General features: G+C 72.0%; 25 protein-coding genes. 11 read left to right on the plus strand and 14 right to left on the minus strand.

Annotated features, from left to right (window positions below):
• Window positions 1-76 precede the first annotated feature (76 nt).
• Complete coding sequence (locus ACZ7PG_RS47655; protein ID WP_470245859.1) at window positions 77-556, plus strand: DUF2127 domain-containing protein; 480 nt, start codon at window positions 77-79, stop codon at window positions 554-556.
• Here the strand turns inward: ACZ7PG_RS47655 and ACZ7PG_RS47660 are convergent.
• Complete coding sequence (locus tag ACZ7PG_RS47660) at window positions 553-1,263, minus strand: PP2C family protein-serine/threonine phosphatase (protein WP_470245860.1); 711 nt, start codon at window positions 1,261-1,263, stop codon at window positions 553-555. The genes ACZ7PG_RS47655 and ACZ7PG_RS47660 overlap by 4 nt on opposite strands.
• Window positions 1,264-1,376: 113 nt before the next feature.
• On the opposite strand from ACZ7PG_RS47660, the gene ACZ7PG_RS47665 reads away from it, so the two are divergent.
• On the plus strand, window positions 1,377-2,105 hold the full coding sequence (locus ACZ7PG_RS47665) for an AfsR/SARP family transcriptional regulator (protein WP_470245861.1): 729 nt from the start codon (window positions 1,377-1,379) through the stop codon (window positions 2,103-2,105).
• Here ACZ7PG_RS47665 and ACZ7PG_RS47670 read toward each other — a convergent pair.
• Window positions 2,084-2,842: a hypothetical protein gene (locus tag ACZ7PG_RS47670; RefSeq protein ID WP_470245862.1), complete on the minus strand. Its 759-nt coding sequence runs from the start codon at window positions 2,840-2,842 to the stop codon at window positions 2,084-2,086. The two genes, ACZ7PG_RS47665 and ACZ7PG_RS47670, sit on opposite strands and share 22 nt — an antisense overlap.
• An 85-nt stretch (window positions 2,843-2,927) precedes the next feature.
• On the opposite strand from ACZ7PG_RS47670, the gene ACZ7PG_RS47675 reads away from it, so the two are divergent.
• Both ACZ7PG_RS47675 and ACZ7PG_RS47680 read left to right on the plus strand, forming a co-directional pair.
• Window positions 2,928-3,350: a nuclear transport factor 2 family protein gene (locus ACZ7PG_RS47675; protein ID WP_470245863.1), complete on the plus strand. Its 423-nt coding sequence runs from the start codon at window positions 2,928-2,930 to the stop codon at window positions 3,348-3,350.
• 51 nt (window positions 3,351-3,401) lie between these two features.
• Window positions 3,402-3,968, plus strand: a complete 567-nt coding sequence (locus ACZ7PG_RS47680; protein ID WP_470245864.1) for a hypothetical protein — start codon at window positions 3,402-3,404, stop codon at window positions 3,966-3,968.
• 40 nt (window positions 3,969-4,008) lie between these two features.
• Here the strand turns inward: ACZ7PG_RS47680 and ACZ7PG_RS47685 are convergent, their stop codons facing one another.
• From ACZ7PG_RS47685 to ACZ7PG_RS47700, 4 genes are all read right to left on the minus strand, one after another.
• Window positions 4,009-5,853 (minus strand): glycosyltransferase family 39 protein, encoded by a 1,845-nt coding sequence (locus ACZ7PG_RS47685; RefSeq protein WP_470245865.1) that lies wholly within the window; start codon window positions 5,851-5,853, stop codon window positions 4,009-4,011.
• Window positions 5,853-7,109, minus strand: a complete 1,257-nt coding sequence (locus ACZ7PG_RS47690; RefSeq protein ID WP_470245866.1) for a bifunctional glycosyltransferase family 2/GtrA family protein — start codon at window positions 7,107-7,109, stop codon at window positions 5,853-5,855. Before ACZ7PG_RS47690 ends, ACZ7PG_RS47685 begins: the two co-directional genes overlap by 1 nt.
• 319 nt (window positions 7,110-7,428) lie before the next feature.
• Window positions 7,429-8,001, minus strand: coding sequence for a hypothetical protein (locus tag ACZ7PG_RS47695; RefSeq protein WP_470245867.1), 573 nt, complete (start codon window positions 7,999-8,001; stop codon window positions 7,429-7,431).
• Entirely contained in the window at window positions 7,998-8,315 is a 318-nt protein-coding gene (locus ACZ7PG_RS47700) for a hypothetical protein (protein ID WP_470245868.1), read from the minus strand. The genes ACZ7PG_RS47695 and ACZ7PG_RS47700 overlap by 4 nt, the downstream gene beginning before the upstream one ends.
• Window positions 8,316-8,651: 336 nt before the next feature.
• Here ACZ7PG_RS47700 and ACZ7PG_RS47705 point away from each other — a divergent pair, with 336 nt between their 5' ends.
• Genes ACZ7PG_RS47705 through ACZ7PG_RS47720 form a run of 4 tightly spaced genes read left to right on the plus strand, consistent with a single transcriptional unit; the run spans window position 8,652 to window position 12,246 of the window.
• Window positions 8,652-9,872 (plus strand): helix-turn-helix transcriptional regulator, encoded by a 1,221-nt coding sequence (locus tag ACZ7PG_RS47705; RefSeq protein ID WP_470245869.1) that lies wholly within the window; start codon window positions 8,652-8,654, stop codon window positions 9,870-9,872.
• 13 nt (window positions 9,873-9,885) lie between these two features.
• A complete protein-coding gene (locus ACZ7PG_RS47710) occupies window positions 9,886-10,635 on the plus strand; it encodes a hypothetical protein (protein ID WP_470245870.1) in 750 nt (249 codons plus the stop codon).
• 5 nt (window positions 10,636-10,640) lie between these two features.
• Window positions 10,641-11,225 (plus strand): dCTP deaminase, encoded by a 585-nt coding sequence (dcd, locus tag ACZ7PG_RS47715; RefSeq protein WP_470245871.1) that lies wholly within the window; start codon window positions 10,641-10,643, stop codon window positions 11,223-11,225.
• A complete protein-coding gene (locus tag ACZ7PG_RS47720) occupies window positions 11,209-12,246 on the plus strand; it encodes a thiamine-phosphate kinase (protein WP_470245872.1) in 1,038 nt (345 codons plus the stop codon). The genes dcd and ACZ7PG_RS47720 overlap by 17 nt, the downstream gene beginning before the upstream one ends.
• Here the strand turns inward: ACZ7PG_RS47720 and ACZ7PG_RS47725 are convergent.
• The 4 genes from ACZ7PG_RS47725 to ACZ7PG_RS47740 all read right to left on the minus strand — a co-directional run bounded on the left by ACZ7PG_RS47725 (window position 12,243) and on the right by ACZ7PG_RS47740 (window position 14,161).
• Entirely contained in the window at window positions 12,243-12,860 is a 618-nt protein-coding gene (locus tag ACZ7PG_RS47725) for a hypothetical protein (protein ID WP_470245873.1), read from the minus strand. The genes ACZ7PG_RS47720 and ACZ7PG_RS47725 overlap by 4 nt on opposite strands.
• The gene (locus ACZ7PG_RS47730; RefSeq protein ID WP_470245874.1) at window positions 12,857-13,129 is read right to left on the minus strand and encodes a hypothetical protein; all 273 of its coding nucleotides are present in this window, start codon (window positions 13,127-13,129) and stop codon (window positions 12,857-12,859) included. Before ACZ7PG_RS47730 ends, ACZ7PG_RS47725 begins: the two co-directional genes overlap by 4 nt.
• An 80-nt stretch (window positions 13,130-13,209) precedes the next feature.
• The gene (locus ACZ7PG_RS47735) at window positions 13,210-13,341 is read right to left on the minus strand and encodes a helix-turn-helix domain-containing protein (RefSeq protein ID WP_470245875.1); all 132 of its coding nucleotides are present in this window, start codon (window positions 13,339-13,341) and stop codon (window positions 13,210-13,212) included.
• A gap of 202 nt (window positions 13,342-13,543) precedes the next feature.
• Entirely contained in the window at window positions 13,544-14,161 is a 618-nt protein-coding gene (locus ACZ7PG_RS47740) for a nucleotidyl cyclase domain-containing protein (protein WP_470245876.1), read from the minus strand.
• Window positions 14,162-14,393: 232 nt separating this feature from the next.
• Between ACZ7PG_RS47740 and ACZ7PG_RS47745 the strand changes: the two genes are divergently transcribed.
• Both ACZ7PG_RS47745 and ACZ7PG_RS47750 read left to right on the plus strand, forming a co-directional pair.
• Entirely contained in the window at window positions 14,394-15,452 is a 1,059-nt protein-coding gene (locus ACZ7PG_RS47745; protein WP_470245877.1) for a helix-turn-helix domain-containing protein, read from the plus strand.
• Window positions 15,449-16,570, plus strand: coding sequence for a hypothetical protein (locus ACZ7PG_RS47750; protein WP_470245878.1), 1,122 nt, complete (start codon window positions 15,449-15,451; stop codon window positions 16,568-16,570). The genes ACZ7PG_RS47745 and ACZ7PG_RS47750 overlap by 4 nt, the downstream gene beginning before the upstream one ends.
• Here the strand turns inward: ACZ7PG_RS47750 and ACZ7PG_RS47755 are convergent.
• From ACZ7PG_RS47755 to ACZ7PG_RS47765, 3 genes are all read right to left on the minus strand, one after another.
• Complete coding sequence (locus ACZ7PG_RS47755; RefSeq protein ID WP_470245879.1) at window positions 16,556-17,113, minus strand: GNAT family N-acetyltransferase; 558 nt, start codon at window positions 17,111-17,113, stop codon at window positions 16,556-16,558. The two genes, ACZ7PG_RS47750 and ACZ7PG_RS47755, sit on opposite strands and share 15 nt — an antisense overlap.
• Window positions 17,114-17,212: 99 nt before the next feature.
• Window positions 17,213-19,177, minus strand: coding sequence for an ArnT family glycosyltransferase (locus tag ACZ7PG_RS47760; RefSeq protein WP_470245880.1), 1,965 nt, complete (start codon window positions 19,175-19,177; stop codon window positions 17,213-17,215).
• A gap of 4 nt (window positions 19,178-19,181) precedes the next feature.
• Complete coding sequence (locus tag ACZ7PG_RS47765; RefSeq protein ID WP_470245881.1) at window positions 19,182-20,717, minus strand: sensor histidine kinase; 1,536 nt, start codon at window positions 20,715-20,717, stop codon at window positions 19,182-19,184.
• 189 nt (window positions 20,718-20,906) lie between these two features.
• On the opposite strand from ACZ7PG_RS47765, the gene ACZ7PG_RS47770 reads away from it, so the two are divergent.
• Entirely contained in the window at window positions 20,907-21,485 is a 579-nt protein-coding gene (locus ACZ7PG_RS47770; RefSeq protein ID WP_470245882.1) for a hypothetical protein, read from the plus strand.
• A gap of 18 nt (window positions 21,486-21,503) precedes the next feature.
• Here ACZ7PG_RS47770 and ACZ7PG_RS47775 read toward each other — a convergent pair whose 3' ends face one another.
• Window positions 21,504-23,603, minus strand: coding sequence for a fatty acid desaturase (locus tag ACZ7PG_RS47775; RefSeq protein WP_470245883.1), 2,100 nt, complete (start codon window positions 23,601-23,603; stop codon window positions 21,504-21,506).
• Window positions 23,604-23,646: the final 43 nt, after the last annotated feature.

A 23,646-nucleotide genomic window follows, 5' to 3' on the forward strand; every position in this document is an offset into this window, starting at 1 on the left:
GCCGGACAGCCCGGCACGAACGACGCGAAAGGTGCCTCCACGTGCGCCGGCCTGCCGTTCGTGCTGAGCTGGGGGCATGTCCGAGACGAAGACGACCGCGACCGAGAAGTTCTTCCGCGTCGCGATCGCGATCAAGGGCCTCGACGGCGCGCTGCAGGTCGTCGGGGCGCTGATTCTCGCGTTCATCCCCGCCTCGACCGTCAGCGGGTTCACCCACGCGGTCATCACGCGCGACCTGCTAGGCGACCCGTCCGGCACCCTCGCGCGCCACCTGCAGTCGGCAACCGAGAACTTCCTCCGCGGCGACACGAAGACCTTCGCCGTCGCCTACCTCCTGGCCCACGGCCTGATCAAGCTCGGCCTGGTCTGGGCGCTTGCCCGCAAGATCGTGCGCGCGTACCCGGTCGCGGCGCTGATCCTCGCGGCGTTCGTCGTCTACGAGATCTTCCGGGCGGTCCACACCCACTCGATCGCGCTGCCGTTCTTCGCCGCGCTCGACGTCGTGATCATCGTCCTGGTCCTGCGCGAGTACCGGCAGCTCATTCGGGAGCGCTAGGCGGCGACGGGAAATCGCACCGTCGTGCTGTCGGCCTCCAGGGGTTCGACGTAGAGGGCGGTCGCGTTGTCCGAGCCACCGCGGGCGAGCGCCGCCTCGACGAGCTCGGCCGCGCCGGTGCCCGGCCGGGCCAGGACCGCGCGGATGCCGCTGCTCGCGAGGGGCTTGTGGATGCCGTCGCTGGTCAGCAGCAGCCCCGCGCCCGACGTCTCCGCCGTGCCGATCTCCTCCGGCTTGGTCGTGCGGACGCTCGTGGTGACGACGTGCTCCATCCGCGGGGTCACCGGCTGGTGGCGGGCGCGGAAGTACTCGGCGAGCGTGTGGTCGGTGGTCAGGCGGCCGAGCGTGGTGCCGTCCCAGGCGTACGCGCGGGCGTCGCCGACCCAGGCGATGCGGTACCCGCCGTACTCGGCCGGCATCGCGACGACGAGCACGGCGTCGCCGGTCGTCTGCTCGCGAACCGCGCGCTGCGCGGCGAGAACGGCTTCGACCGGTCCTTTGTGGACCGGCGTGCGGGCGGCGGCCGCGGCGGCGGTGCGGGCGGCCCGCGCGGCGGCCGGCTCGTCCCCGACGCCGTCGGCGAGCGCGAACACGATGCCGGGGCCACCGGCCGCGGCGTACGCGCCGACGGCATCGGCGTTGAGCGAGCGCGGCCCCTGGGCGCTCGCGGTGTGCCAGCGCGGGTACTCCGGTCGTGTCGTGATCATCGCGGCCTCCTCGTCCCCTCTGTCCTCCATGATCCGCGCGTTACCTGTGTTCCGTCTGAGACTTTCCTGTGCCGGCGGTGTCGGTCCGGGTAGGTTGGGGAACGGGGTGGGGCATGGAGTTCCGGATTCTCGGGCCGCTGATGGTGATCCGCGCGGACGGCGGCCCGGCCGCGCTCGGCGGGCGGAAACCGCGGACGCTGCTGGCGGCGCTGCTGCTCGCGCGCGGACGGGTGGTTCCCGATGAGCGGCTCATTTCCCTGTTGTGGGAAGGCGTCCGGCCGTCGACGGTCGACGCGCAGCTGTGCACGTACGTTTCCCGCCTGCGCAAGGGACTCGGGCGGCCCGCGCGGCTGGTCCGGTCGGGTGGCGGGTACCTGCTGGCGCCGGACGGCGGCACGGTCGACGCGGAGGAGTTCGAGCGGCTGTCCGCTTCCGGCCACGCCGAGCTGCGCGCGGGCGAAGCCGGCCACGCGGCGGAGTTGTTCCGCGCCGCGCTGGACCTCTGGCGCGGTCCGGTCCTCGCCGGCATCGCCGAACCGTTGCGCGCGGGGGAGTCGGCGCGGTTCGAGGAGCTCCGGCTGGCCGTCCTGGAGAGCCGGATCGAGGCGGAGGTGGCGACCGGCGACCACCTGCGGGCGGTGCCGGACGCCACCGGCCTGGTGCTGGAGCATCCGCTGCGGGAACGCGCGCGGGCGCTGCTCATGGCCGCGCTCTGCGCCAGCGGGCGCCCGGCGGACGCGGTGGCGGTGTACCACCGGGGCCGGCGGATCCTCGACGAACGGCTCGGGATCGCGCCGGGCCCGGTGCTGCGGGCGGCGTATCAGCGAGTGCTGTCCGGGTAGGGCGAGGAGTGGAAGTCGCGGTCGAGCTCGGCGGTCGACCGCGGCAGCCAGTACCGGGCCTGGGCGCGGACCCGCTCGCGCGGCAGACCCGGGTTGACGTGCCGGTGGTCGGGACGCGCGATCGACTGCAGTGCCCAGGCGAAGCCGAGCATCGGGGTGATCCGCGCCCAGCGCCGCCGATCGATGTCCAGCACCATCTGCGCGCGCTGGACGGAGTGCCAGAAGTGGTAGCCCGACGGCGGATCGCCGTCCATGGTGTGCACTTCGGACTCGACGTCGGCCCGCCGCGGATCGAACAGGATGCCCTGCCCGAAGGCCGCGAAGGCTCTCGTCAGCCCCTCTTCGTCACCGCGGTAGAAGCGGTCGAAGTTCCCGAGCTGCAGCGCCGACAGCGTGCGCAGCGGCTGCTCGACGGGCTTGACGAACTCGGCGTAGTTGTGCGGGTAACCCGGCTGGAGATTGAGCTCGCGCCACTTCGCGGGCAGGCCCTGCGGAGCGTTCTGCTGGATGAAGGGGAAGAGGACGGCGTAGGCGTCCTGGACCTCCTGGGCCGGGTGGTACAGCGCGATTTCGTCGAGCTGGTACCAGAGTTCGTTGGCTTTCCGGTCACCCAGCATGCCGGGCACGGGCGGCAGGGTCGTCGCGGCTTCGGCCGTGCCGGTCATGAGCGCGGTGCTCGCGACCGCGACGGCCGCGCCCGCACCGAGTTTGAGCAGGTTCCTGCGATCGAGCGTCATGGATTCACCCCCGTCGGCGGCCCCCTGCCGCCGTCGCCGCCACGGTACGGAAGGTTTCCATACTTTCTCTGTACGATCGTTCCCCGTGGACGACTACCGCGCGCTCGAGAACCTGGTCGTTTCGTACGCCGCGCTGGTCGACGCGGGGGACTTCGAGGGCGTTGGCGCGCTGTTCGCCGACGGGGCGTTCGTGGGCAGCGGCGGCACCTTCCGCGGCGCCGAAGTCGCGCGCATGCTGCGCGACTCGGTGATCGTCTACGAGGACGGGACCCCGCGCACCAAGCACGTCACGACGAACATCGCGCTGGAGGTGTCCGGCGACACCGCGACGGGGCGCGCCTACTTCACCGTGCTGCAGGCGGCGCCGGGGTTGCCGCTGCAGACGATCGCGGCGGGCCGGTACGCGGACCGCTTCACCCGCACCTCGGAAGGGTGGCGATTCACCGAACGCCGGGCCGCGGTCGACCTCGTCGGCGACGTCGGGCACCACCTGCGCCTCCGGTCGTAACGTGCCGCTGACCTGCGACGACATTCGGGGAACGACCCGAAGGAGCCGGCCATGGGCGCAGCGTCGTACGACTCCCGGCCGCTGATGGTGTTCGGCCTGGGTGACCACACGGGCATGGTGGACAAGGGCGACCTGCTCGCCGCCGTCGAGCTGCAGGCCCAGCTCGGGTCGGCGGTGCGGCTCGTCGAGGCCCACGAGCTCACCGAGGACGAGATTCGCGAAGATCTCATCCTCATCGGCGGCCCGGACGGCAATTCCCTCACCGGAACCGTCCTCGAACGCCTCGACGGCGTCCTTTCGCTCGGGTTCGCCGAGCACGGCTCTTCGGTGTACGACCGCAAGTCCGGCTTCGCGGCCTCGCCGCGCTACGACGACGCCGGTGCTCCGCGCGTCGACTACGGCCTGGTCATCCGCGCCGCGAGCCCGTTCGCCCCGGCGACCGCGGAGGTCGTGATCGTCGCGGGGTGCGGGGGCCACGGCACCGCGGCCGCCGCCGAGGCGTTCGACGACGCGGAAGCCCTGGGTGGCTACCGGCACTTCGAGGCCCTCGTCGAGACGACGGTCTTCCGCGGCGTCCACCGTGACACCTTGGTCCGCGAGGCCCGGGGGATCGCGTGAAAGGGCCCGGACCTCCTCGCGGAAGCCCGGGCCCCGAAGGTCACTTCTGCAGGTCGTAGACCGTCTGGCCGTCGACCGTCGTGGCGGTGAAGTTCGCCGTCACCCACGCGGTGATCTCCGACGAGCCGCCGCCCGGGCCGCCGCCGCGGCCGCCGTCGATGTAGTACTTGATCTCGCCGGCCGCGACGTACGCCTTGAACTCGTCCAGCGTCGGCGCGGGGTCGGAGCCGCTCCAGCCGCCGATGCCGATCACCGCCTTGCCGCTGGCCAGTTCCAGCGAAGCCGCGTTCTGCGAGCCCGTCGTCGCCGCGGCCCACTTCGTCGTCGTCTTCGCCAGCAGTTCGCCGACCGCGCTGGACGACGAGTCCTCACCGCCGCCCATGCCGCCACCCATCGCGCTCGACGTCGGCCCCGAAGTCGGGATCGAGCCGCTGTGCGCCACCGACGCCGTCTCGACGCCGTAGGCCGCGGTGGAGACACCGAGCGTCAGGACCACCGCCGCCGCCACGATCGTGGCCGCCTTCCGGAAGGTCGGCACACCCATCACCAGCACTGTTCCGGCCAGGACGCCCAGCACCGCCACGATCCAGCGCAGCGCCGGGAACCAGTCCGGCGTCCGGTCGAGCAGGATGAACGACCATACGGCCGTCGCCACGACCATCCCGGCCAGCGTCGCCCGCGGGCCCAGGTTGTCCCGGCCCTGCCACAGCGCGCGGCCCGAGATCGCGACCAGCGCGGCGATCGCCGGGGCGAGCGCGACCGAGTAGTACGGGTGGACGATGCCGCTCATGTAGCTGAACACCACCGCCGTCACGACCAGCCAGCCGCCCCACAGGACCAGCGCCAGGCGCGTCCGGTCGGTGCGCGGCGCGCGGCGGGTGAACCACAGCCCGGCGACCAGCCCGATCAGCGCGGCGGGCAGCAGCCACGAGATCTCCGTGCCGAAGCTCGACCCGAACATCCGGAAGAGACCGGACGAGCCGCCGAAGCCGGTGTTGCCGCCCATGCCGCCGCCACCGCCGGGGCCGCCACCCTCGCCGCCGCCGAAGATCCGCGACAACCCGTTGTAGCCCAAGGCGAGTTCGAGCAGGCTGTCCCCTTCGGACCCGCCGATGTAGGGCCGCGACGCCGTCGGCCAGAGGTCGACCAGCGCGATGTACCAGCCCGCCGAGACGACCAGCGCCGCGACCGCGCCGCCGAGGTGCAGCAGCCGCTTGCCCAGTGACGTCGGCGCCGCGATCAGGTACACCAGCCCGAACGCCGGCAGCACCAGGAACGCCTGCATCATCTTCGTCAGGAAGCCGAACCCGATCGCGACGCCGGCCAGCGCGAGCCACTTGGGGCTCGCCTTTTCCGTGGCCCGCACGACGAAGTAGGCACCCGCGACCATGAGCAGCACGAGCAGCGCGTCCGGGTTGTTGAACCGGAACATCAGCGCCGCGACCGGCGTGAGCGCGAGCATCGCGCCGGCCATCAGCCCGGCGACCGGGCCCGAAGTCCGTTTCACCGCAAGGTAGAGGATGCCGACGGACGCGACGCCCATCAGCGCCTGCGGGGCCAGCACGGTGAAGCTGGAGAACCCGAAGATCCGCGCGAAGAGCGTGGCGACCCACAGCGCCGCGGGCGGCTTGTCGACCGTCAGCACGTTGCCCGAGTCGAGCGACCCGAACAGCCAGGCCTTCCAATCCTGCGTCCCGGACTGCACGGCGGCGGCGTAGAAGGAGTTCCCGTAGCCGGACGCGGTGAGGTTCCAGAAGTACAGCACGGCGGTCGCGGCCAGCAGCCCGAACACCGACGGGCGGACCCCACGCGGTGGCGCGTGTGCGTCGGATTCCTTGCGGTGACGCGGTTCCTGCGTCACGGGGTCGGAAAGGACGGCGGTCATCAGAACTCCTTCTGGGTAGCGGCCTGGCGGCGCGGGTTGAACACCCAGCCGCGCAGGAGCAGGAACCGGAGCACCGTCGCGGCGAGGTTCGCCAGCACGAGGACGGTGATCTCCAGGACCAGGCCGGGGGTGGTGGATCCGTTGAGCAGGGCCAGCGATCCGCTCGTCAGGGCGAGGCCGAGGCCGAAGACGATCAGCCCTTCGAACTGGTGCCGCCCGGCGCCGGAGCGCCCGCGGATGCCGAAGGTGAGCCGCCGGTTCAGCGCGGTGTTCCCGATCGCGGTGACCAGCAGCGAGGTGAAGTTCGCCGCCTGCGCGCCGACGACGGTCCGCAGCAGCAGGAACAGCACGAGGTAGGCGAGCGTGCTGCTGACTCCGATGGCGGCGAACCGCACGAGCTGCGTCACCAGCCGCGGCGGCACCCCCGGCGCGTCGACCCCGATCGGCTGCCGGCCGAGCTGCTCGCGCAACCTGCTGATCGGGATCTCGCCGGTGAAGGTGGCCTTCGTGACGCGGGCGATGCCCTTGAGGTCCGCGGTGGCCGTCTTGACGATGTTGACCGACGAGTTGGGGTCGTCGACCCAGTCGACGGGCACCTCGTGGATCCGCAGGCCGGCCCGTTGGGCGAGGACGAGCAGTTCGGTGTCGAAGAACCAGCCGGTGTCCTCGACGTGCGGCAGCAATTCGCGGGCGACGTCGGCGCGGATGGCCTTGAAGCCGCACTGCGCGTCGCTGAACTTCGCGGCGAGCGTCGAGCGCAGGATCAGGTTGTAGGCACGGGAGATGAACTCGCGCTTCGGCCCCCGCACGACGCGCGCGCCCCGGGCGAGCCTGCTGCCGATGGCGAGGTCGGAGTGCCCCGAGAGAAGAGGGGCGACGAGCGGCCCGAGCGCGGCGAGATCGGTGGAGAGGTCGACGTCCATGTAGGCGAGGACGGCGGCGTCTGAGGCCCGCCAGACGGCGTTGAGCGCGCGGCCGCGGCCTTTCTCGTCGAGGTGGTGGACGGCGACCTCGGGGAACTCCCGGGCGAGTCTTTCGGCCACCCGCAGCGTCCCGTCGGTGCTCGCGTTGTCGGCGACGGTGATCCGGTAGGGGTAGGAGACGTGTTCGGCCAGGTGCGCGTGCAGCCGTCGGATGCACGGTTCGAGGTCGGTCTCTTCGTTGTAGACCGGGATGACGACGTCGAGGACGGGCTGCGGACCGGCCAGATCGACCGGGACGGTCCCGGGCCGTGCTGCGGAGGCGGTGGCTGTCATGCCTCATACGGTCGCGGGCCCCGCTTTGGTGATCGTGTGATCGCCCTGTGCGGTTGCTGTGCGCCGGACCGGCGTGGAGGAACGGGCGAGTATTTCACGGTTACGTGCGCGGCCAGGCTGAGCTGCGGTCTGGCGCTGATCGTCACCCTGGCCCGCGTACTGTCCGGCACCCCTCCGACGACCATCCTGAGGACAAATTCGGCTCCCTCGGCAGGACGAGGAACCGCCGGCGGAATGAACGCGGTCCCGCCTTGGTGATCGCCCTGTGCGGTTGCTGTGCGCCGGACCGGCGCCCACCGGGTGGACGCCGGGCCGGGGCTCAGCTGTGCGCCCGCAGCGGGACGACCTCGCCGGGCGACACCGCGCGGCCGGGCTCGCGCCGGGTCGCCGTGGTGCAGACCGTCAGCGTGATCAGCGCCGCGTACTTCGGGTGGCGGTCGACGTAGACCTCCGTCGCGAAGCACGCCGCCGCCAGCACCGCGCGGCCCGCGTGGATCTGCTCGAACCCGATGCCCGCCGGGCAGAACAGCCAGACCATGATGTCGCCGTCGACCGGGCGGGTCCACAGGATCGCCGGGCGGCGGCCGTCCACGGTGCAGATCCGCGCGCCCGCGAAGCCGGTGCGGAGGCGGTGCTGCACGACGATCGCGCGCAGCCGGCCCCGCACGTGGCGGCGGGCCGCGCGCCAGTAGAAGACCCAGTTGAACGCCACCACCAGCGCGACCAGGGACCAGACGAAGCCGAGCTGGAGGGCGACGGTGATCAGGACGTAGGGCAGGACCGTCACGGCGAGGATCTCGTAACGCCAGTGGTACAGCCACAGGAGGGGGTTGGGCCGCTTGACGTGCGTCAGCTGCCGGGCCAGTTCGGTGGCGTGGTGCTCGCGGGTCATGGCCGTGCTCCTTTCCCTGTCTCGGCGGCCGCGACCGCGGGCGCCGAGCGGACGACTCCGGTGCCGGCGCAGGCCGGGCAGGCCACGCCGTCGGTGCGGGTGAGCCCGTGGCCGCCGCAGGAAGCGCAGGCGTGCACGGTGTCCCAGCGGGGGTCCCGGTAGACGCGGGTGCCGCGGGCCCCGCGCCGGACCTCCCAGCCACGCGCGGAAGCGCGGGCGTCTTCGTCGGCGGCGAACAGCCATTCGCCGATGCGGAGCACCAGCCGGTCGAACCAACCGGGCTCGCGGGACGTAGGTAGGTTGTGGTCTTGCATCGTGACACCCCCGGCGACTCCGCACGGACTCGGACGGGCGGCCCGGAAGGGGCGCCCACGGGCGGCTCGGGGAGGCCGCCGGGCACTTTGCGTAGTGCCCCAGCTGCGCGTGGTCGCGACTCGGTGCGACGAATAGGGGGTCCGCGAGCTGGGGATTCAACCCGTTCGGGCGAGTCGGCCCCAGTCCGCACCAACAAAGAGTCGCCGGTGGGATAGAGTGCGCTCTGTGTCCACATTCTGTCACCTCCCTACGTCTGCCTACTTGAGTAGGTAGGACCGGTGTCGAGTGCTTACCTACATTCTACGTCGACCGGGGCACGGTCGATAGGTACTGATGTGGTAACGGCGGAGGACGTCGGCGCCGAGTTGCGCCGGCTGCGCAAGGCCGCCGGGCAGACCCAGGCGGACCTGGCCCGGGTCGTCGGCGTGAGCCGCGCGAACCTGACGCAGTGGGAGACCGGGCGCTACCTGCCGTCGGCGGAGAACGCCCGGCTGCTCGACGATCACTTCCGAGCGGCGAATTCCCTGGTCGAGATGGCCGAAGCGGCCCGCTCGCCCGGCCCCGCGACCGCCGGGACCCTGACCACGGGCGGGTCTCTCCTCGAGGTCTTCCGCCGGGCCGGGGCCGCCCTCGCCGAGGAGCTGATCCGCGACGGCGACGGCCGTCCGGTCGGCTGGCGGCACAACCTCCAGAAGCGGGGTGCGCACACGACGCTCGCCACCGCCTACGGGATCTCGGCCATGGTCGTGGTAGGCGAGCCCTACATCGACCTACATGCGCTCGTCGACGATCTCTACGCGAAGCGTTCGGAGTTCGGCTGGCAAGGCCGGTCGGGAGGGCGCCGACCCGAAGTCACGGCGGCGGTCGTGGGCGCCCTCTTCCAGGCCAGCACCATCCTTTCGGCCGAGGAGGGATTGGCCCACCTCGAGCACTCGCTCGACGACCGCGCCCGGACGCGGCCGTTCCTGCTCGCGGCCGCGTTGCGCACTTCGGTCCGGCTCGGTCCGGACGCCCCGCTCACCCGGCGGCTGACGGACGACCTCCTCGCGGCCCGGCTCGACTTCGACGGCGTCCCGCTGTGGGGCGAGAAGAAGGAAGAGGGGCTGGTCGCGCCGGAGCCGTCCACCGCGCACACCGCGCGTGCGGTGGTCGCCCTGCGCGAGCTGCTGCGCTCGGGGCACGGCAGCGACGAAGTCCGTGACGCCGCTGAAACCGGCACCCGGTGGCTCGTCGAGCGGGTGCACCCCGATGACGGCGTGTCGGAAGACCTCGCCTTGGCGCAGCCGGGCGGGCAGCCGGATGTGCGGATCACGATCAAGCACTTCACGTCCGCCTGGGTCCTCCAGGCGTTGGCCGAGGCGCCACAAGTGCCGGTGGCCAGGTTGAGCCGCGCGCTCAATTCCCTTTGGGAACGCTACGAACCCTCTCGGGGCCTGTGGGCCTGGGGCAGTGGCGACCTTCCCATCTGGATGACCTTGGACGCCGTGACGGCATTGCGTGCGATCGCACTGGCCTTCCCGGCGCCGCAGTTCCAGCCTCCGCCAGTCGCAGAATAGAGATCCACCCACGATGAGCACCACACCTCCGGTGGTCAACGGCGACCACCCGTTTCCAAGAAAGCTCGCGGAAGCCTTGCGCGGCAACGGTTCCCGGCCTGGCCTCGACCAGCTCGGGGCGACAGCCGAGTACCTCCGCGCCCATCGCGGCGCGTTCGCGGACTGGCTGCGCGACCTGGCCGCCGACGCCCCGGCCGTCGCGGAGATCGCGAAACGCTCGTACTGGCATCCCAACGGCTTCGCGAAGATCGTCCTCCACACCGGCGTCGAACCCGAGTTCCGCGTCCGGCTCCACGTCTGGCCGGAGAGCGAAACGGTGTCCCGCGGCGAGTCCAACCCGCACAGCCACCGCTGGGAGTTCGCTTCCCACGTGCTGGCCGGCACCGGCATGCACATGGTCGAGTTCACCGAGACCGCCGAGGGCGGCAAGCCCTTCGGGCGGTTCCGCTACGGCGCCGACCCGGCGAACCCGGCCGCGCTGGTCTCGGACGGCGAGGTGCGGCTCAAACGCCGCGCGTCGCCGCACGTCCAGGGCGGCGACGTTTACACGTGCGACACCTCGATCGTGCACACGGTGCGGCCGGTCGACGCCGGGCTCACCGCGACGGTCGTGGTCCAGGGGCCCCGCCGGACGCCCACCACCGTCGTCTACTGCGAGCCGGGGGAGAGCGACGACCAGCCGAACTTCGACCTCAGCGAAGAAGACTTCGTCGAGCTCGTGACCGCGGTACTGGCGAACCTCGACGGCGAGGCCGCACCATGATGCGGGTGAAGCGGTACGAGCACGGCGTGCTGACCGACCGGGCCATCCGGCGGGCCCACGCGAGCGGCGAGCTGCGGGTCGATCCGTTCGACGCCGCGCTGGTGCGGCCGGCAGCGCTCAGCCTGCGGCTCGGGCACGAGGCGTTTTCCCTGGTGACAACCGGGCCGGTCGATGTCGCGGACCGCGCCACCCACCCCGAGCTGGCCCCGAAGACCCTGGACGCGAGCGGCCGGCTGGCCGTCGAACCCGGCGAGGTCGTCCTGGCGCCGACGCTGGAGAAGATCGGCCTGTCGGAGAACCTGGCCGGTCTCGTCGACGGGATCAGCGACTACGCCCGGCTCGGGATCAGCGTGGTGCTCTGCGGTCAGGTCAGCCCGGGCTTCGGCCGCGACACCGGCGCCGTGCTGACGCTGGAGATCGTCAACCACCTCCGGCATCCGGTCCTGATGTATCCCGGCGCCCGGATCTGCAACTTGATGCTGTTCGCTTCGTCCGGGAGCGAGCGGTCCTACGGCGCCATGCCGCACAACTATTCGAGCGACCACGCGGTCGTCGCGTCCCGATTGGCGGATCATGTCCGGCACGACTGAGCCGACCCTCGGCGACCTGGGTGAGCAGCGGATCCAGCGGGAAATCCTGCGGCCGAGGTACGGCGGCACCGAAGGTTTCGGCGACGACAGCGCGTTCCTGGCGACGGTGGACACGCCGAGCGAGCTCGTCGCGACCACCGACAGCTGCCCGACGCCGGTGGTCGACCTCCTGCGCGAACCCGACCTCTACAACGCCGGCTGGCTGCTGGCCACGATCAACCTGTCCGACCTGGCCGCCGCCGGGGCCGAGCCGTTGGGCCTGGTCGTCAACTACACCCTGCCCAAGACGACCACGGTCGCGGCGTTCAAGCGACTGCTCGACGGTGTCGACGCTTGCTGCGCCGCCCATGAGACGAAGGTCGCGGGCGGCGACCTGCGGGACGGTGCGGCGATGCAGCTGACGGCCACCGCGATCGGGAAGTGTGCTCCGGACGGCAGGCTGCGGCGCTCCGGCGCGAAGGCGGGCGACCGCCTGCTGCTGGTCGGTTCCCCCGGATACCTCTGGGCCGCGGCGCTGCTGGAGACCGGGCGGGCGACGCTCCCGGCCTCGGCGCGCGACGAGATCTGGCACCGCGCCTGCCGTCCGATGGCCCAGCTGAAGGCGGGCCAGGTGCTGGCCAAGGCCGGGCACGCACGGGTGGCGATGGACGTCTCCGACGGCCTGTTCGCCACGGTCCGCACGCTGTGCGAAGCGAACAGCCTCGGCGCGACGGTCACCGGCGAATTCGACCTCAACGAGCCCGTGGCCGAAGTGGCCGCCCAGTGTGCTGTCGCGCCGTTCGACCTCGCCGAGACCTGGGGTGACTGGGGCCTGGTCGTGGTGGCCGAAGACGCCGGTCAGGTCGAGAAGACGCTGGCCGAAGAAGGCATCGCGGTGCAGGACATCGGCAAGCTCACCCCGGAACCCGCGATAACGAAGGGAACCGCTCCCTGGCGCGGCATTGCCCAGGAGCGGTTCTCGGCCAGTTCGTGGCACGGCGGTGAACTGTCCACTTTGGTCACCGAGGTGCTGGGGATCTAGCTGTGCGCCCGCAAGGGGATGACGTTGCTCGGCAGGACCGTCCGCTCGCGCGGGGCCTCGGTCGGGCTGATCGTCAGCGTCACGAGGCTCGCGTACCTCGGGTGGCGGTCCACGTACACCTCCGGGACCGCGCACGCCGCCGCGAGGACCGCGCGGTTGCGGTGCAGGTGTTCGAACGCTTCGCGGCCGAACAGCGACACCACCACGTCGCCGCCGCGGGGACGGCTCCACAGGATCGCCGGGAGGCGGCCGCCCGGTAGGCGCAGCAGCGGGAACGCCGCGCGCAGGCGGTGCTGCAGCCGGACCGCCTGGATCCGGGTCCGGACCTGGCGGCGGCGCAGCAACGCCCAGCCGAGTGCGGTGGCGAAGACCGCCGACGTCCACAGCGCGCCGGCCCACAGTGCGAACGTCACCAGGGCGTAGGGGAGCAGCGTCATCGCCAGGATCTCCCACCGCCAGTGGTAGAGCCGGGCGGCGAACGACGCTTGCCTGCTGGTCATTTCGGTGTTCCTTCCGGTCAGCCGGCGGCGGAGGAAGCCGCCGAGGTGGCGCGAGAGACGTCCGGCGGCGATGCCGGCCACGAGGGCCGCGACGATCGCCAGCCCGGGCGTCATGTCGGGATCCGGGTCTTCGGGGCGGGCTCGGGCCTGCGGTCGCGGTCCCGGCCGAGCTTGTAGGTCCAGCGCCAGCCGGCCCAGATCGCGACGACCGAGCCCAGCAGGACCAGCCAGAAGGCCTGGCCGACCAGACCGTCGAGCGGTGCCAGCCGCAGCAGCACCAGCAGTGCCCAGACCTGCGTGGCGGTGAACGGGATGACCAGTCCGGCCGCGTAGACGCCTCGCCGCCAGCGGCTCTGGCGCGGTGCGGTGATGTAGGGGTCCATGAATGCCCTCCTCTGCCCGTGATCCAGGAAACCTCCGGCTCGCCGCGCCTTCTGTGTCAGCTGACACAGAAGGCGCGTATTCAGCTCGCCAGTCGTCGAAGTTCAGCCAGGCGGTGGATCGTCACCTGTTTTCTGCCGGTGCTGATCACGCCCTGACGCCTCAGTTCGCGCGTCGCGCGCACCCAGGACTCGCGGGAGATCGCCGCGGTCATCGGCCTCTCCGGCTGTGGACGGCCGGCTGCGTCAGCTGTGCGGCTGCGCGTCCATCACGGCCGGCTCGCCGGTGACATCCCCCATGCCGTGCACTTCGACGACGACCTTGCACTCGGCCGGCAGCAGCACCACCGCGACGCTGGAGTGCTCGCCTTTCCGGCAGAAGGATCCGCCTCGGCGATCGGCCGGGGCCGGTCGGTCCTAGGCGGTCGGTCTCTCCTGCGTCGCGCCGGCTGCGGGCGAGTAGACCCAGGCACAGAGCCGTTCTTCGCCGAGCTTGATGGGCGCGGCCTGGGTGAACGCGGCGTGGTCGATGCCGGAACGGCCGTGGCGGACGACGGCGTCGCGGATTTCTCGCGAGACGGCGAGCGCGAGCGGCGTGGACGTTGCCCGCAGCCGTCGCTTGAGCTCGGGAGCGTCGACGAGGCGGCAGGCGATGTCGACGTCCTCGCCGTACAGCCCGCGGCTGTCGAACTGCACGTCACCGGCGTGCACGGCGACGCGCAGCCGGAAGGCGAGCTCGGGAACGTTGTGGGCGTGATCGTCCAAGAGGTCTGCCAGCGCCGGGACGACGGCGGCGAGCAGCACTGTTTCGGGCACTCGATCGAACGGCCGCACGAAGCACAGCATGCCGTCGCCGCGGTCGACGAAGGCGTCCCGGTGCTTGCGACCGATGCCGGCGACCGTGAAGGCCTCTTCGAGCAGCTGGTAAAGGACGTTCTGGAGCAGGGCTCGCACCGAGTTCGTGTGGGTGGTCGATCCCTCGATGTCGACCGCCACGATGGCCCGGTGCCGGGGTATGTCCGCTGGACTACTCATCAGCCGCTCCTGCCTTCAGGTGTGAACTGAAGTTCAGTAAAGTTCACTGTAGAGGCTGGAGTACCCTGGATCAACCGTGTTGAATCGGCGATACCCTTTTGGTGCGAGGAATTTTGAGGTGATGTTGCGTTTCAGTCTCCGGTTTGGAGAGTCGTCGGCTGCTGATGAAGTCCCAGGGAGTACAGTCGCATCCCTCCAGACATTCTGAAAATCTCTGAAGGGTGGCGGAGACGTGTCACAACGCATGGCGCCGCGGGCGCTCGCCCGCCGCCTGAAGGGGCTGCGCGAGGAGCAGTGGCCCGACGTCGGGCTCACACAGGCCCAGCTGGCCCAGGCGCTCGGCGGGCTCAGCATCTCGCTGATCTCGTCCTGGGAGAACGCCGACAACCCGATCCGCCCGCCGATCAGGCGACTCGAGGCCTACGCGACCCTGTTCGCGACGCGACGCTCCCTGGAGGGTGGCTTCGGCCTCCTGCCCCTCGAGGCGCTGACGGACGAGGAACGCGACCGCCGCAAGGGCCTGCTGGACGAGCTGCTTTGGCTGCGCGAAGGCGACGAACCCGTCGCGGCGAAGTCCCAGGTGACCGAGCTCTGGACCTTCGACGACCCGGACCAGCGGATTACGATCGTCTGCGCCCCGCTCCCGGAGAAGTACCGCCGCCACCTCAGCTACGCGGACCCGGAGAGCCCCGACTTCGTGTCGCTGTACACCTACGAAGATCCCGACGCGCTGATCGAGCTGTACGGCCACATCCGGGCGCGCAACCCCGGGAATCCGGTCACCTTCCGCACCAGCGACGCGCTCGAACCCGATGACTACACGAGCCACCTCGTCCTGCTCGGGGGAGTCGACTTCAACCGCGTGACGCTGGACGTGATCGGACGGGCCGATCTGCCGGTGGAACAGGTCGGCCGTGAGGTGGATGCCGAGCACGGTGGGTTCCGGGTCGAGGAAGGCGGCCGGTCGAAGCTGATCGAGCCGCTTCTCGACGGCAACGGCCACCTGCTGGAAGACGTCGCACACTTCTACCGGGGCGTATCTCCGTTCAACCGGAAGCGCACTGTGACCGTATGCAATGGTATGTACGGTCGGGGAACGCTGGGCGCGGTGCGAGCGCTGACGGACGCCCGATTCCTGGACCGGAACACTGCTTACCTCCGTGAGCGGTTCGGCGACGCGAACTCGTTCAGCGTCATCAGCCGGGTGCCTGTCATCGGAGGGCAAAGCCTGACTCCCGACTGGACGCTCGAGGAGAACCGCCTCCACGAGTGGCCCGAGGCCGCCGGGTGAACGCGCGGCAGCATGAATCGCACCAGGACCTGCTGGCCCACTTCGACTCGGCCAAAGCCCCGTCGGCGACCGTGGACGCCATCATCGTGCCCAACGGACGTCCGGCGGCGTACCTGAAACAGGCCATCAACGCGGCGAAGCTCCTGGACGCGCACCTGGTTCTCCTGTGCAGCATGCGCGCGAACGCTTCGAGCGCGGCGCTGGCCGCGAAACGGCAGGGCGTCCGGGTGACGGCCGTCGACGTCGACCTGCTGCCCCCCGGGATCGTCCCCGAATTCTCCACCGACAACCTGCTCAAGTTCGGCAAGTTCCACCGGAAGGTCGACACGAGCCTGAAGCGGAACCTCGGGCTGCTCCTCGCGATCCTCGCCGGGTGGGAGCGGATCGTCTTCCTCGACGACGACATCGTCCTGCCCCAGCCGGACGATCTCGCAGCGGCGGCGGGCCTGCTCGCCGACCACCCGGTCGTCGGCCTGGCGAACGCCGGGATGAAGGACAACTCGGTGGTCTGCCACGCACTCCGTGAGGTCGGCGCCACTCAGGACGTGTTCATCGGCGGGGGCGCGCTCGTCGTCGGCGAAGCCGCGTTTTCCTCGTTCTTCCCGAACATCTACAACGAGGACTGGTTCTTCCTCCTCGACGGGCTGCGGCTGCGGCCGTCGGCCGTCGTCGGGACCGCCTGGCAGTACGACTACGACCCGTACAACGACCCCCGGCGGGCTCGCGGCGAGGAGCTGGGCGACACCCTCGCGGAGGGCGTGTTCGGCCTCCTCGACAACGGGCGGGGCCTGGCACAGGCCGACGAACGGTACTGGAGCGAGTTCCTGCCCGAGCGGCGCCGGATCATCAGCACGACGATCGAGCGGGTGCTTGCCTCGGACATCGAACCGGGGCAGCGGGCCAGGATGGTCGCGGCGCTCAAGGCGTCGATCGGGCGCAGCCACCTGATCACCCCGCAGATGTGCGTCCGCTACCTGCGGGCCTGGCAGAGCGACTGCGTGCGGTGGCGCGAGCACATCCGCGAGCTCCGGCGCGACCACCGCGGCGGCCTGGGGATCGACGGTGCGCTGGCCACCCTGGACGCGGCCACCCCGGGCAGCCGGTCAGTACCGGCTTGAGACGCCGATCGTGCCCAGCTCGCCCCGCGGTGCCGGCGTGATCACGGCCAGGTCTTTGACCAGGACGTGGCAGCGCTCCGGGACTTCGAGGACGCCGCCGTTCGGCAGCCTCACCTGCGCGTAGCACGTGACCATGCCGTGGCCCCAGTCCTCGTAGCCGAGGCGGCGGTACAGGCGGGCCGCGGCCGGGTTGTCCGTGCGGACGGCCAGGGCGACCCGCTCGTGGCCGAGCTCGACGAGGTGGTCCTCCACCGCGTCGACCAGGGCCGCGCCGACGCCGCGGTTGCGCAGCTCGGGGTGAACCTGCAGGTGGGTGAGCAGGGGGACGCCCGGCAGGTGCCGCCGGATCGGTGGCTCCTCGGCCTCCTCCAGCCACAGGTACACGGCGCCGGCCGGGCGGGGACCGAGCCACGCGAAGAAGAGGACTCCCCGGTCTTTCCGCTGGCGCAGCCATCGATCGATGAGGAATCCGCCGTCACCGAGGGCTGCGGCGAAGGGAGGCAGGTCTGCGGATCGGGCCCGCCATACGTGGGGCTCGGTCATCTGCAGCGACTCCGTTCTCCGGGTCCTTCCATAGTGCCGGAGGCGGCCCGGAGTTGACCAGGTCAGCGGGCCCGGACCCTGCTTTCGTCGGTGCGCCGGTCAGGCGGCCGCGGTGAGGTCGTAGACGGTCACGCCGTCCACCGTGGACGACTCGTACGTCGAGGCCACCCACTCCGCGATCTGCTGGGCCGCGTCCGAGCCGGTGGATCCCTGCATCGTCATGCCGTCGCCGAGGAAGTAGTGGATCCGCCCGCTCGCGACGTACTGCCGGAACTGCTCCAGCGTCGGATACGGGTCGGTCCCGTTGAAGCCGCCCACCGCCATGACGGGTGCGCCGCTCGCCAGCTGGTAGCCCGCGGCCGCGTTCGAAAGGACCGTCGCGGCCGTCCAGGTGTACTTCGACGCGTCCTGCTGGAGCAACGCCGTCAGCTGGGCGCCCGGGAGCGTCGTGCTCAGCAGCGAACCCGGGCCGCCGCCACGACCGCCGCCGGCGCCGCCGGGACCACCGAACCCGCCACCGAACCCGCCGCCGGGACGGCCGCCGAAGCCCGAGGACGGACCCGCCGACGGGATCGCCCCGTCGTGCGTCGTCGCGGCGGTCGCCAGCGTGTACGCGCCCGTGCCGGACAGCAGCACGACCAGCGCCAGCACCGCGACCGAAGAGGCCGCCCACCGGGTCAGGTGGGACGCGAAGAACAGCGCCACCGCCGCCAGCAACCCGCCGACGAGCACCGTCGGCGCCAGCCACGGCTGCCACGACGAGTCCGACAGCAGCAGGTAGGTGGTGAGCGCGGTCAGCGCCACGCCGCCGCTGAGCAAGCCGGACGCCGACGGACGCGTCCGCAGCCGCCACAGCTGGACCGCCGCCGTGCCGACCAGCGCCGCGATCGCCGGCGCCAGCGCGACCGTGTAGTAGGGGTGGATGATGCCGCCCATGTAGCTGAACACCAGCGCCGTCACCACCAGCCAGCCGCCCCACAGCAGCAACGCCGCCCGCGAGCGGTCGGTGCGCGGTGCGCGGCGGGTGAACCACAGGCCGGCGCCCAGCGCGAGCAGCGCGGCCGGGATCAGCCAGGCGATGCCGCCCGCCATCTCGCTGCCGAACAAGCGGGTCAGGCCGGTCGAGCCCCAGCCGCGGCCCCCGCCGCCGCCGACACTGCCGACCTCGTCGCCGGTGATCCGGCCGAAGCCGTTGTAGCCGAAGACCAGCTCCCACAGCGAGTTCGCCTGCGACCCGCCGATGAAGGGCCGGTCCGCGGCCGGCCAGAGCGCGACGACCACGAGGTACCAGCCGGCCGCGACCAGCGTCGCGCCCAGCGCGCCCAGCAGGTGCAGCAGCCGCTTGGCGAGCGACACCGGCGCCGCGACCAGGTACGCCACCGCGAACGCGGGCAGCACCAGGAACGCCTGCAGCATCTTGGCCAGGAAGCCGAACCCGACCGCGACGCCGGCCAGCGCCAGCCAGCGCGGGCTCGCCTTCTCGAGCGCGCGGACCACGCAGTAGGCACCCGCGACCAGCAGCAGCACGAGCAGCGCGTCCGGGTTGTTGAACCGGAACATCAGCGCCGCCGCCGGGGTCAGGGCCAGCACCAGGCCCGCGACGAGCCCGGCGGCCGGGCCGGAGGTCCGCTTCACCGTCGCGTGCAGCAGCCAGACCGAGCCGACGCCCATCAGCGCCTGCGGCACCAGGATGCTCCACGCGTTGACGCCGAACACCCGCGCCGAAAGGCCCATCACCCACAGCGCGGCCGGGGTCTTGTCCACGGTGATCGCGTTCGCGGCGTCGCTGGAACCGAAGAACAGCGCCTTCCAGCTTTCCGAACCGGCTTGCGCGGCGGCGGAGTAGAAGGCGTTGGCCCAGCCGGAAGCGCCGAGGCCCCACAGGTAAAGGACGGCCGTGCCGAGCAGCAGCGCGGCGAGTGCGGGCCGGTGCCAAGTCCGGCGAGTGGGCGGCGAGGGAGGGGTCACCACGGTCGTTTCGGGCGGTGCGAGTGCGGCTTTTCGGGGGTTCCGGGTGGCGGAGCCCCCGGCCCGGGGCGAAGCCCCGGATGTCACAGCGGTCATGAGCTCAGCTTCCGGTCTCCAGCTGGGGCAGCGTTGTGCCGATGCTGTGCACTCGCTGTGCGGGCACGGCCACGGGCAGGCGCACCGCGAACTCGGTCCGGCCGGGACGGCTGTGCACCTCGATCGTGCCGCGGTGGGCGACGACGACGGCGCACGCGATCGCCAGCCCGAGCCCGGTGCTGCCGGCGGTGCGGGAGCGCGACGAGTCGCCGCGGGCGAACCGCTCGAAGACGTCCGGCAGCAGGTCCGGCGCGATGCCGGGCCCGTTGTCGGTCACCGTGAGCACGGCGCTGCCGTCGGCCGAGCGGGCCAGCGATGTCGTCACCGCGGTGCCCGGCGGGGTGTGCGTGCGGGCGTTGGCCAGCAGGTTCGCCAGCACCTGGTGCAGCCGCTGGACGTCGCCGAACACGAGCACCGGGTCCGGGGGCAGCTCGAGCAACCACCGGTGCTCGCGCCCGGCGACGCGAGCGTCGCCGACGGCGTCGGCGACCAGCCGGGTGAGGTCGATGTCGCGTACGTCCAGCGGGCGGCCCGCGTCGAGCCGCGCCAGCAGCAGGAGGTCCTCGACGAGCGCGCTCATCCGGACGGCCTCGGACTGGATCCGGCTCATCGAGTGCGCGACGTCCGGCGGCACCAGCGAGCTGCCGCGGGCGGCCAGCTCGGCGTACCCGCGGATGGCGGCCAGCGGCGTCCGCAGCTCGTGGCTGGCGTCCGCGACGAACTGGCGGGTGCGCAGTTCGCTGTCGTGCCGGGCTTCCAGTGCCTGCGCGACGTGGCCGAGCATCAGGTTCAGCGCCGAGCCGACCTGGCCGACCTCGGTCCGCGGGTCGGTGTCGGACTCCGGGACGCGGATCGACAGCGCCACCTGGCCGCGGTCGAGCGGCAGCTCGGTGACGCGCCCGGCGGTGGCCGCGACGCGGTCGAGCGGCCGCAGCGTCCGGCGGACCGCGAACGCGCCGAGGAAGGCCGCGCCGAGCACCCCCGCGGCGGCGACGCCGAAGAGGATCAGCCCGACCGTGAGCAGCGTGTCGGTGACCGGCTTCAGCGGCAGGCCGGTGACCACGACGTCGGACGTCCCGACGACCGGCAGCGCCATCAGGCGGTACTCGCCGAGGTCGTCGACGGACATCGTGTGCGGCTTGCCGTCGGTGGGCACCGACAGCAGGACGGCCTGCTGGGCCGCGGTGAGGTTCAGGCGCGAGCCGTGCTCGGAAATGCTGTCGTCGTGGACGAGCCGCTGCCCGTCGAAGGTGCCGCTCACCGTGCCGACGTTCTGCCCGAGCGGGTGTTCGCCCGACTGGTCGGGCTGCGGACCCGCGTCCGGGGGGCGGGCGTTGCTCGCGAAGACGAGCGAGCGCGTCGCCGCGGCGGACAGCTGCTGGTCGATCTGGCGGGTGAGGAACAGGTCGAGCGCGAGCTCGCTGACCACGCCGACGATCAGGCACACCACGGTGAGCAGCACGACCATCGAGCCGGTCAGTTTCGCGCGCAGCGAAAGGCGCCCCCGGCTGGGGTGCGGCGGGACGGTTCGCGCGGCCATGGACAAAGCGTCCGTCCGCGCCGTGTGTGCGGGTTGTGTGCTGCCTGTGAGGCGGCTGTGCGGTGACCGGCCGGTCGCGGACGTCGGAGTTCCTCCGGTCACAGGAACGGCTGACGGCAAGCACAGTCCGCACACAGCGGGCGGCCCCACCGTGGATCGCACCGAAGCATCTCGTTAAGGAGCAACACCATGACCACACCGCAGGCACCGTCCACTCCGGACCAGACGTGGGGCGCGGCGCCGGCTCCGGGCACGCCGCCGAAGCCGGGCTGGTCGCCGGGCAAGAAGATCGCGGCGGGTGCCGTCGCGGCCGTGATCGTGGCCGGCGGGGGAGCGGCGGTCTGGGCGGCTTCGTCGTCGTCTTCGGCCTCGACCGGCACGCAGGCCGGCCCGGGCGGGATGCAGGGCGGACCGGGAGGCATGCAGGGCGGCGCGGGCGGCCTGGGTTCGGCGTTGCACGGCGAGTACGTGTCCTCGGACGGAAACGGCGGCTACGTCACGAAAATCACGCAGACCGGAGAGGTGACGGCGCTGAGCGCGACGTCGCTGACCGCGAAGAGCGAGGACGGGTTCTCGAAGACGTACACGATCACCTCGGCGCAGGCGACGGGCCTCGCGACGGGCGACACGGTGACGGTGGTGGCGACGGAGTCGGGCGACACGGCAACGGCAACGTCGGTCACCGACGGCGCAAGCGGTGGCCAGGGTCAGCTGCCGGGCGGCGGTCAGGGAACCCCGCCCTCGGGAGCGCCCACCCAGACCGGCTGACGACGGCGGCCCCGGGGGTCAGCGGCGGTCGTAGTCGACCGCGACCTCCGGGGTCGTCGCGCGGGAGCGGCACGTCAGGATCCGGCCCGCCGCCACGTCGTCGACCGTCAGCGCGTAGCGGACGTCCATGTCGACCTGGCCGTGCAGCAGCGTCGCCCGGCAGGTGCCGCACGCGCCGCCCGTACACGAGTACGGCACCTCGAGCCCCGCTCGCAGCGCCACGTCGAGCACGGTCTCCCCAGCGTCCGCCGCCAGTGACGTCGTCGCGCCGCCCAGCGTCACCGCCACCCGGGCCGGCGCGCCCGCCGGGTCGCGCAGGGGTGCCGCGCCGCGGAAGAGTTCGAAGTGGACGTTCTCGTCCGGGACGTCCGCGTCGGCCAGCGTCCGGCGGACCAGGTCCATCAGGCCGCGCGGCCCGCACAGGAACCACTCGTCGACCTTCGCCGGGTGCAGGCGGTTCTGCAGCATCGCGCGCAGCCGCGTCCCGTCGAGCCGGCCGCGCTGGTACCGCTCGTGCGAGATCGCGAGCGCCTCGCCGAGCGTGTCGAACTGCCGGGGCCGGTGCGCGTGCAGGTCCGGGTCGCGCTCGTCGGTCCGGTAGTGGACGACGTGCAGCCGGCCGCCGAAGCCTTCGGCGAGCGTGGTCAGCTCGCGCGCGAAGAGCGTCGTCGCGCCGGAAGTGTTGACGTACAACAGGGTCGCGCGGCTATGCGGCTCGGCGGACAGCGCACTGACCAGGATGGACAGCACCGGCGTGATGCCGCTGCCCGCGGCCAGCGCGACGTAGTGCGCGGTCCGCGCAGGGTCGGGTGTGAGCGTGAACCCTCCCGACGGCGGCAGCACGTCGAGGAAGTCGCCCACGGCCAGCGCACCGGTCGCGAACCCGGAGAACGCCCCGCCCGGCCGCCGCTTCACCGCGATCCGCAGCTCACCGGCGTCCGCCGGCGCGCAGATCGAGTACGTCCGGCGCACCGGCTGCCCGTCGAGCACCGCGCGGACGGCGACGTGCTGGCCGGGGACGAACCGGAACTCGCCCGCCAGCTGGGGCGGGACGTAGAAGGTGATCGCGACGGCGTCGGCGGTCAGCTGGCTGATCTCGCGCACGCGCAGCCGGTGGAACCGGCTCGGCCCGAGCGGGGGCGGGGCCGGCGCGGGCACGGCGACGTCGGGTGCGGACTCCAGCCCCACGGCCATCCGGTACTCCTCCGCGGTCAGGTCCCGGCCCCACGCCGTGCTGATCGGGACGTCGCGGGCGAGGTAGGCCTCGCGGTTCTCGAGCCACACCCGCCGGTACCGGTGGAACGGGACGGCGGGGTGCAGGTGGTGCACCAGGTGCAGGTTCTGGGCCAGCAGCACCGGGGTGAGCAGCCGCTCGAGGCCGATGCGCACGCGGGTGGTGCCGAACCGGCCGTGCGGCCCCTCGGCGGGCAGGCCGTGGTGGGGCAGCCAGCCGAACGACCAGGCGAGCAGCCCCAGCCCCAGCCGCTGCGGCAGCAGGTACACCAGGAGCAGCTCGACGCCGTGGCCGGTCGCGACCAGTCCCACCCCGGCCGACAGCGCCGCGGACAGCACCACCAGCGCCTCGGCCAGCTCCTGCGGAGGCCGACCTCGCAACCGGGAGAAGTAGCAACGCGCGTACGCCACGTCCAGGGTCAGCCAGCGCAGCGGCAGCTGCCAGCGCGGGCCCCGCGACGTCCAGGCGTCCGGGTCGTCGTGGGCCGGCCCGTTGGTGTGGCGGTGGTGTTCACCGTGGACGTACCGCAGCGACGGGAACGCCGAGTACGCCGCGACGAACGGGACGGCGAGCCGGCCGAGCACCTCGTTGACCCAGGTGAGCTTCCCGGCGGAGTGGTGCGCCGCCTCGTGCACCACGGTGTACATCGCGAAGGTGACGACGGTGTTCAGCACCACGGTCACGACCGGCGGCACGAGCCCGGCGAGCAGCAGCCAGGTCGAGGCGCCCCAGAGCGCGACGCCGCCGGCGAACAGCAGCAGGACCGGAACCGAGACGGCGGGCAGCGCGATCCGGGGCGACGGCACCGCGTGGGCGGCGACCATCCCGGTCGCGGGCGCCGCCACTGTGACGGAACCCTGCGGCTCGGTGACGGCGACGGACATCGAGCGGTCTCCTCGGTCGAGAAGCTCCTGGCCAGGCGGGAGT

The sequence above is a fragment of the Amycolatopsis sp. NPDC114504 genome, assembly GCF_055633595.1.

What these genes read in the sequence shown, in the direction of transcription:
- ACZ7PG_RS47720 (WP_470245872.1), top strand. Translation starts at nt 11,209, where the DNA reads ATGTCCGGCACGACTGAGCCGACCCTCGGCGACCTGGGTGAGCAGCGG.
- ACZ7PG_RS47670 (WP_470245862.1), bottom strand. Translation starts at nt 2,842, where the DNA reads ATGACGCTCGATCGCAGGAACCTGCTCAAACTCGGTGCGGGCGCGGCC.
- ACZ7PG_RS47725 (WP_470245873.1), bottom strand. Translation starts at nt 12,860, where the DNA reads ATGACGCCCGGGCTGGCGATCGTCGCGGCCCTCGTGGCCGGCATCGCC.
- ACZ7PG_RS47740 (WP_470245876.1), bottom strand. Translation starts at nt 14,161, where the DNA reads ATGAGTAGTCCAGCGGACATACCCCGGCACCGGGCCATCGTGGCGGTC.
- ACZ7PG_RS47710 (WP_470245870.1), top strand. Translation starts at nt 9,886, where the DNA reads ATGAGCACCACACCTCCGGTGGTCAACGGCGACCACCCGTTTCCAAGA.
- ACZ7PG_RS47695 (WP_470245867.1), bottom strand. Translation starts at nt 8,001, where the DNA reads ATGACCCGCGAGCACCACGCCACCGAACTGGCCCGGCAGCTGACGCAC.
- ACZ7PG_RS47660 (WP_470245860.1), bottom strand. Translation starts at nt 1,263, where the DNA reads ATGATCACGACACGACCGGAGTACCCGCGCTGGCACACCGCGAGCGCC.
- ACZ7PG_RS47760 (WP_470245880.1), bottom strand. Translation starts at nt 19,177, where the DNA reads ATGACCGCTGTGACATCCGGGGCTTCGCCCCGGGCCGGGGGCTCCGCC.
- ACZ7PG_RS47655 (WP_470245859.1), top strand. Translation starts at nt 77, where the DNA reads ATGTCCGAGACGAAGACGACCGCGACCGAGAAGTTCTTCCGCGTCGCG.
- ACZ7PG_RS47665 (WP_470245861.1), top strand. Translation starts at nt 1,377, where the DNA reads ATGGAGTTCCGGATTCTCGGGCCGCTGATGGTGATCCGCGCGGACGGC.
- ACZ7PG_RS47680 (WP_470245864.1), top strand. Translation starts at nt 3,402, where the DNA reads ATGGGCGCAGCGTCGTACGACTCCCGGCCGCTGATGGTGTTCGGCCTG.
- ACZ7PG_RS47755 (WP_470245879.1), bottom strand. Translation starts at nt 17,113, where the DNA reads ATGACCGAGCCCCACGTATGGCGGGCCCGATCCGCAGACCTGCCTCCC.
- ACZ7PG_RS47730 (WP_470245874.1), bottom strand. Translation starts at nt 13,129, where the DNA reads ATGGACCCCTACATCACCGCACCGCGCCAGAGCCGCTGGCGGCGAGGC.
- ACZ7PG_RS47765 (WP_470245881.1), bottom strand. Translation starts at nt 20,717, where the DNA reads ATGGCCGCGCGAACCGTCCCGCCGCACCCCAGCCGGGGGCGCCTTTCG.
- ACZ7PG_RS47735 (WP_470245875.1), bottom strand. Translation starts at nt 13,341, where the DNA reads ATGACCGCGGCGATCTCCCGCGAGTCCTGGGTGCGCGCGACGCGCGAA.
- ACZ7PG_RS47700 (WP_470245868.1), bottom strand. Translation starts at nt 8,315, where the DNA reads ATGCAAGACCACAACCTACCTACGTCCCGCGAGCCCGGTTGGTTCGAC.
- ACZ7PG_RS47685 (WP_470245865.1), bottom strand. Translation starts at nt 5,853, where the DNA reads ATGACCGCCGTCCTTTCCGACCCCGTGACGCAGGAACCGCGTCACCGC.
- ACZ7PG_RS47775 (WP_470245883.1), bottom strand. Translation starts at nt 23,603, where the DNA reads ATGTCCGTCGCCGTCACCGAGCCGCAGGGTTCCGTCACAGTGGCGGCG.
- ACZ7PG_RS47770 (WP_470245882.1), top strand. Translation starts at nt 20,907, where the DNA reads ATGACCACACCGCAGGCACCGTCCACTCCGGACCAGACGTGGGGCGCG.
- ACZ7PG_RS47690 (WP_470245866.1), bottom strand. Translation starts at nt 7,109, where the DNA reads ATGACAGCCACCGCCTCCGCAGCACGGCCCGGGACCGTCCCGGTCGAT.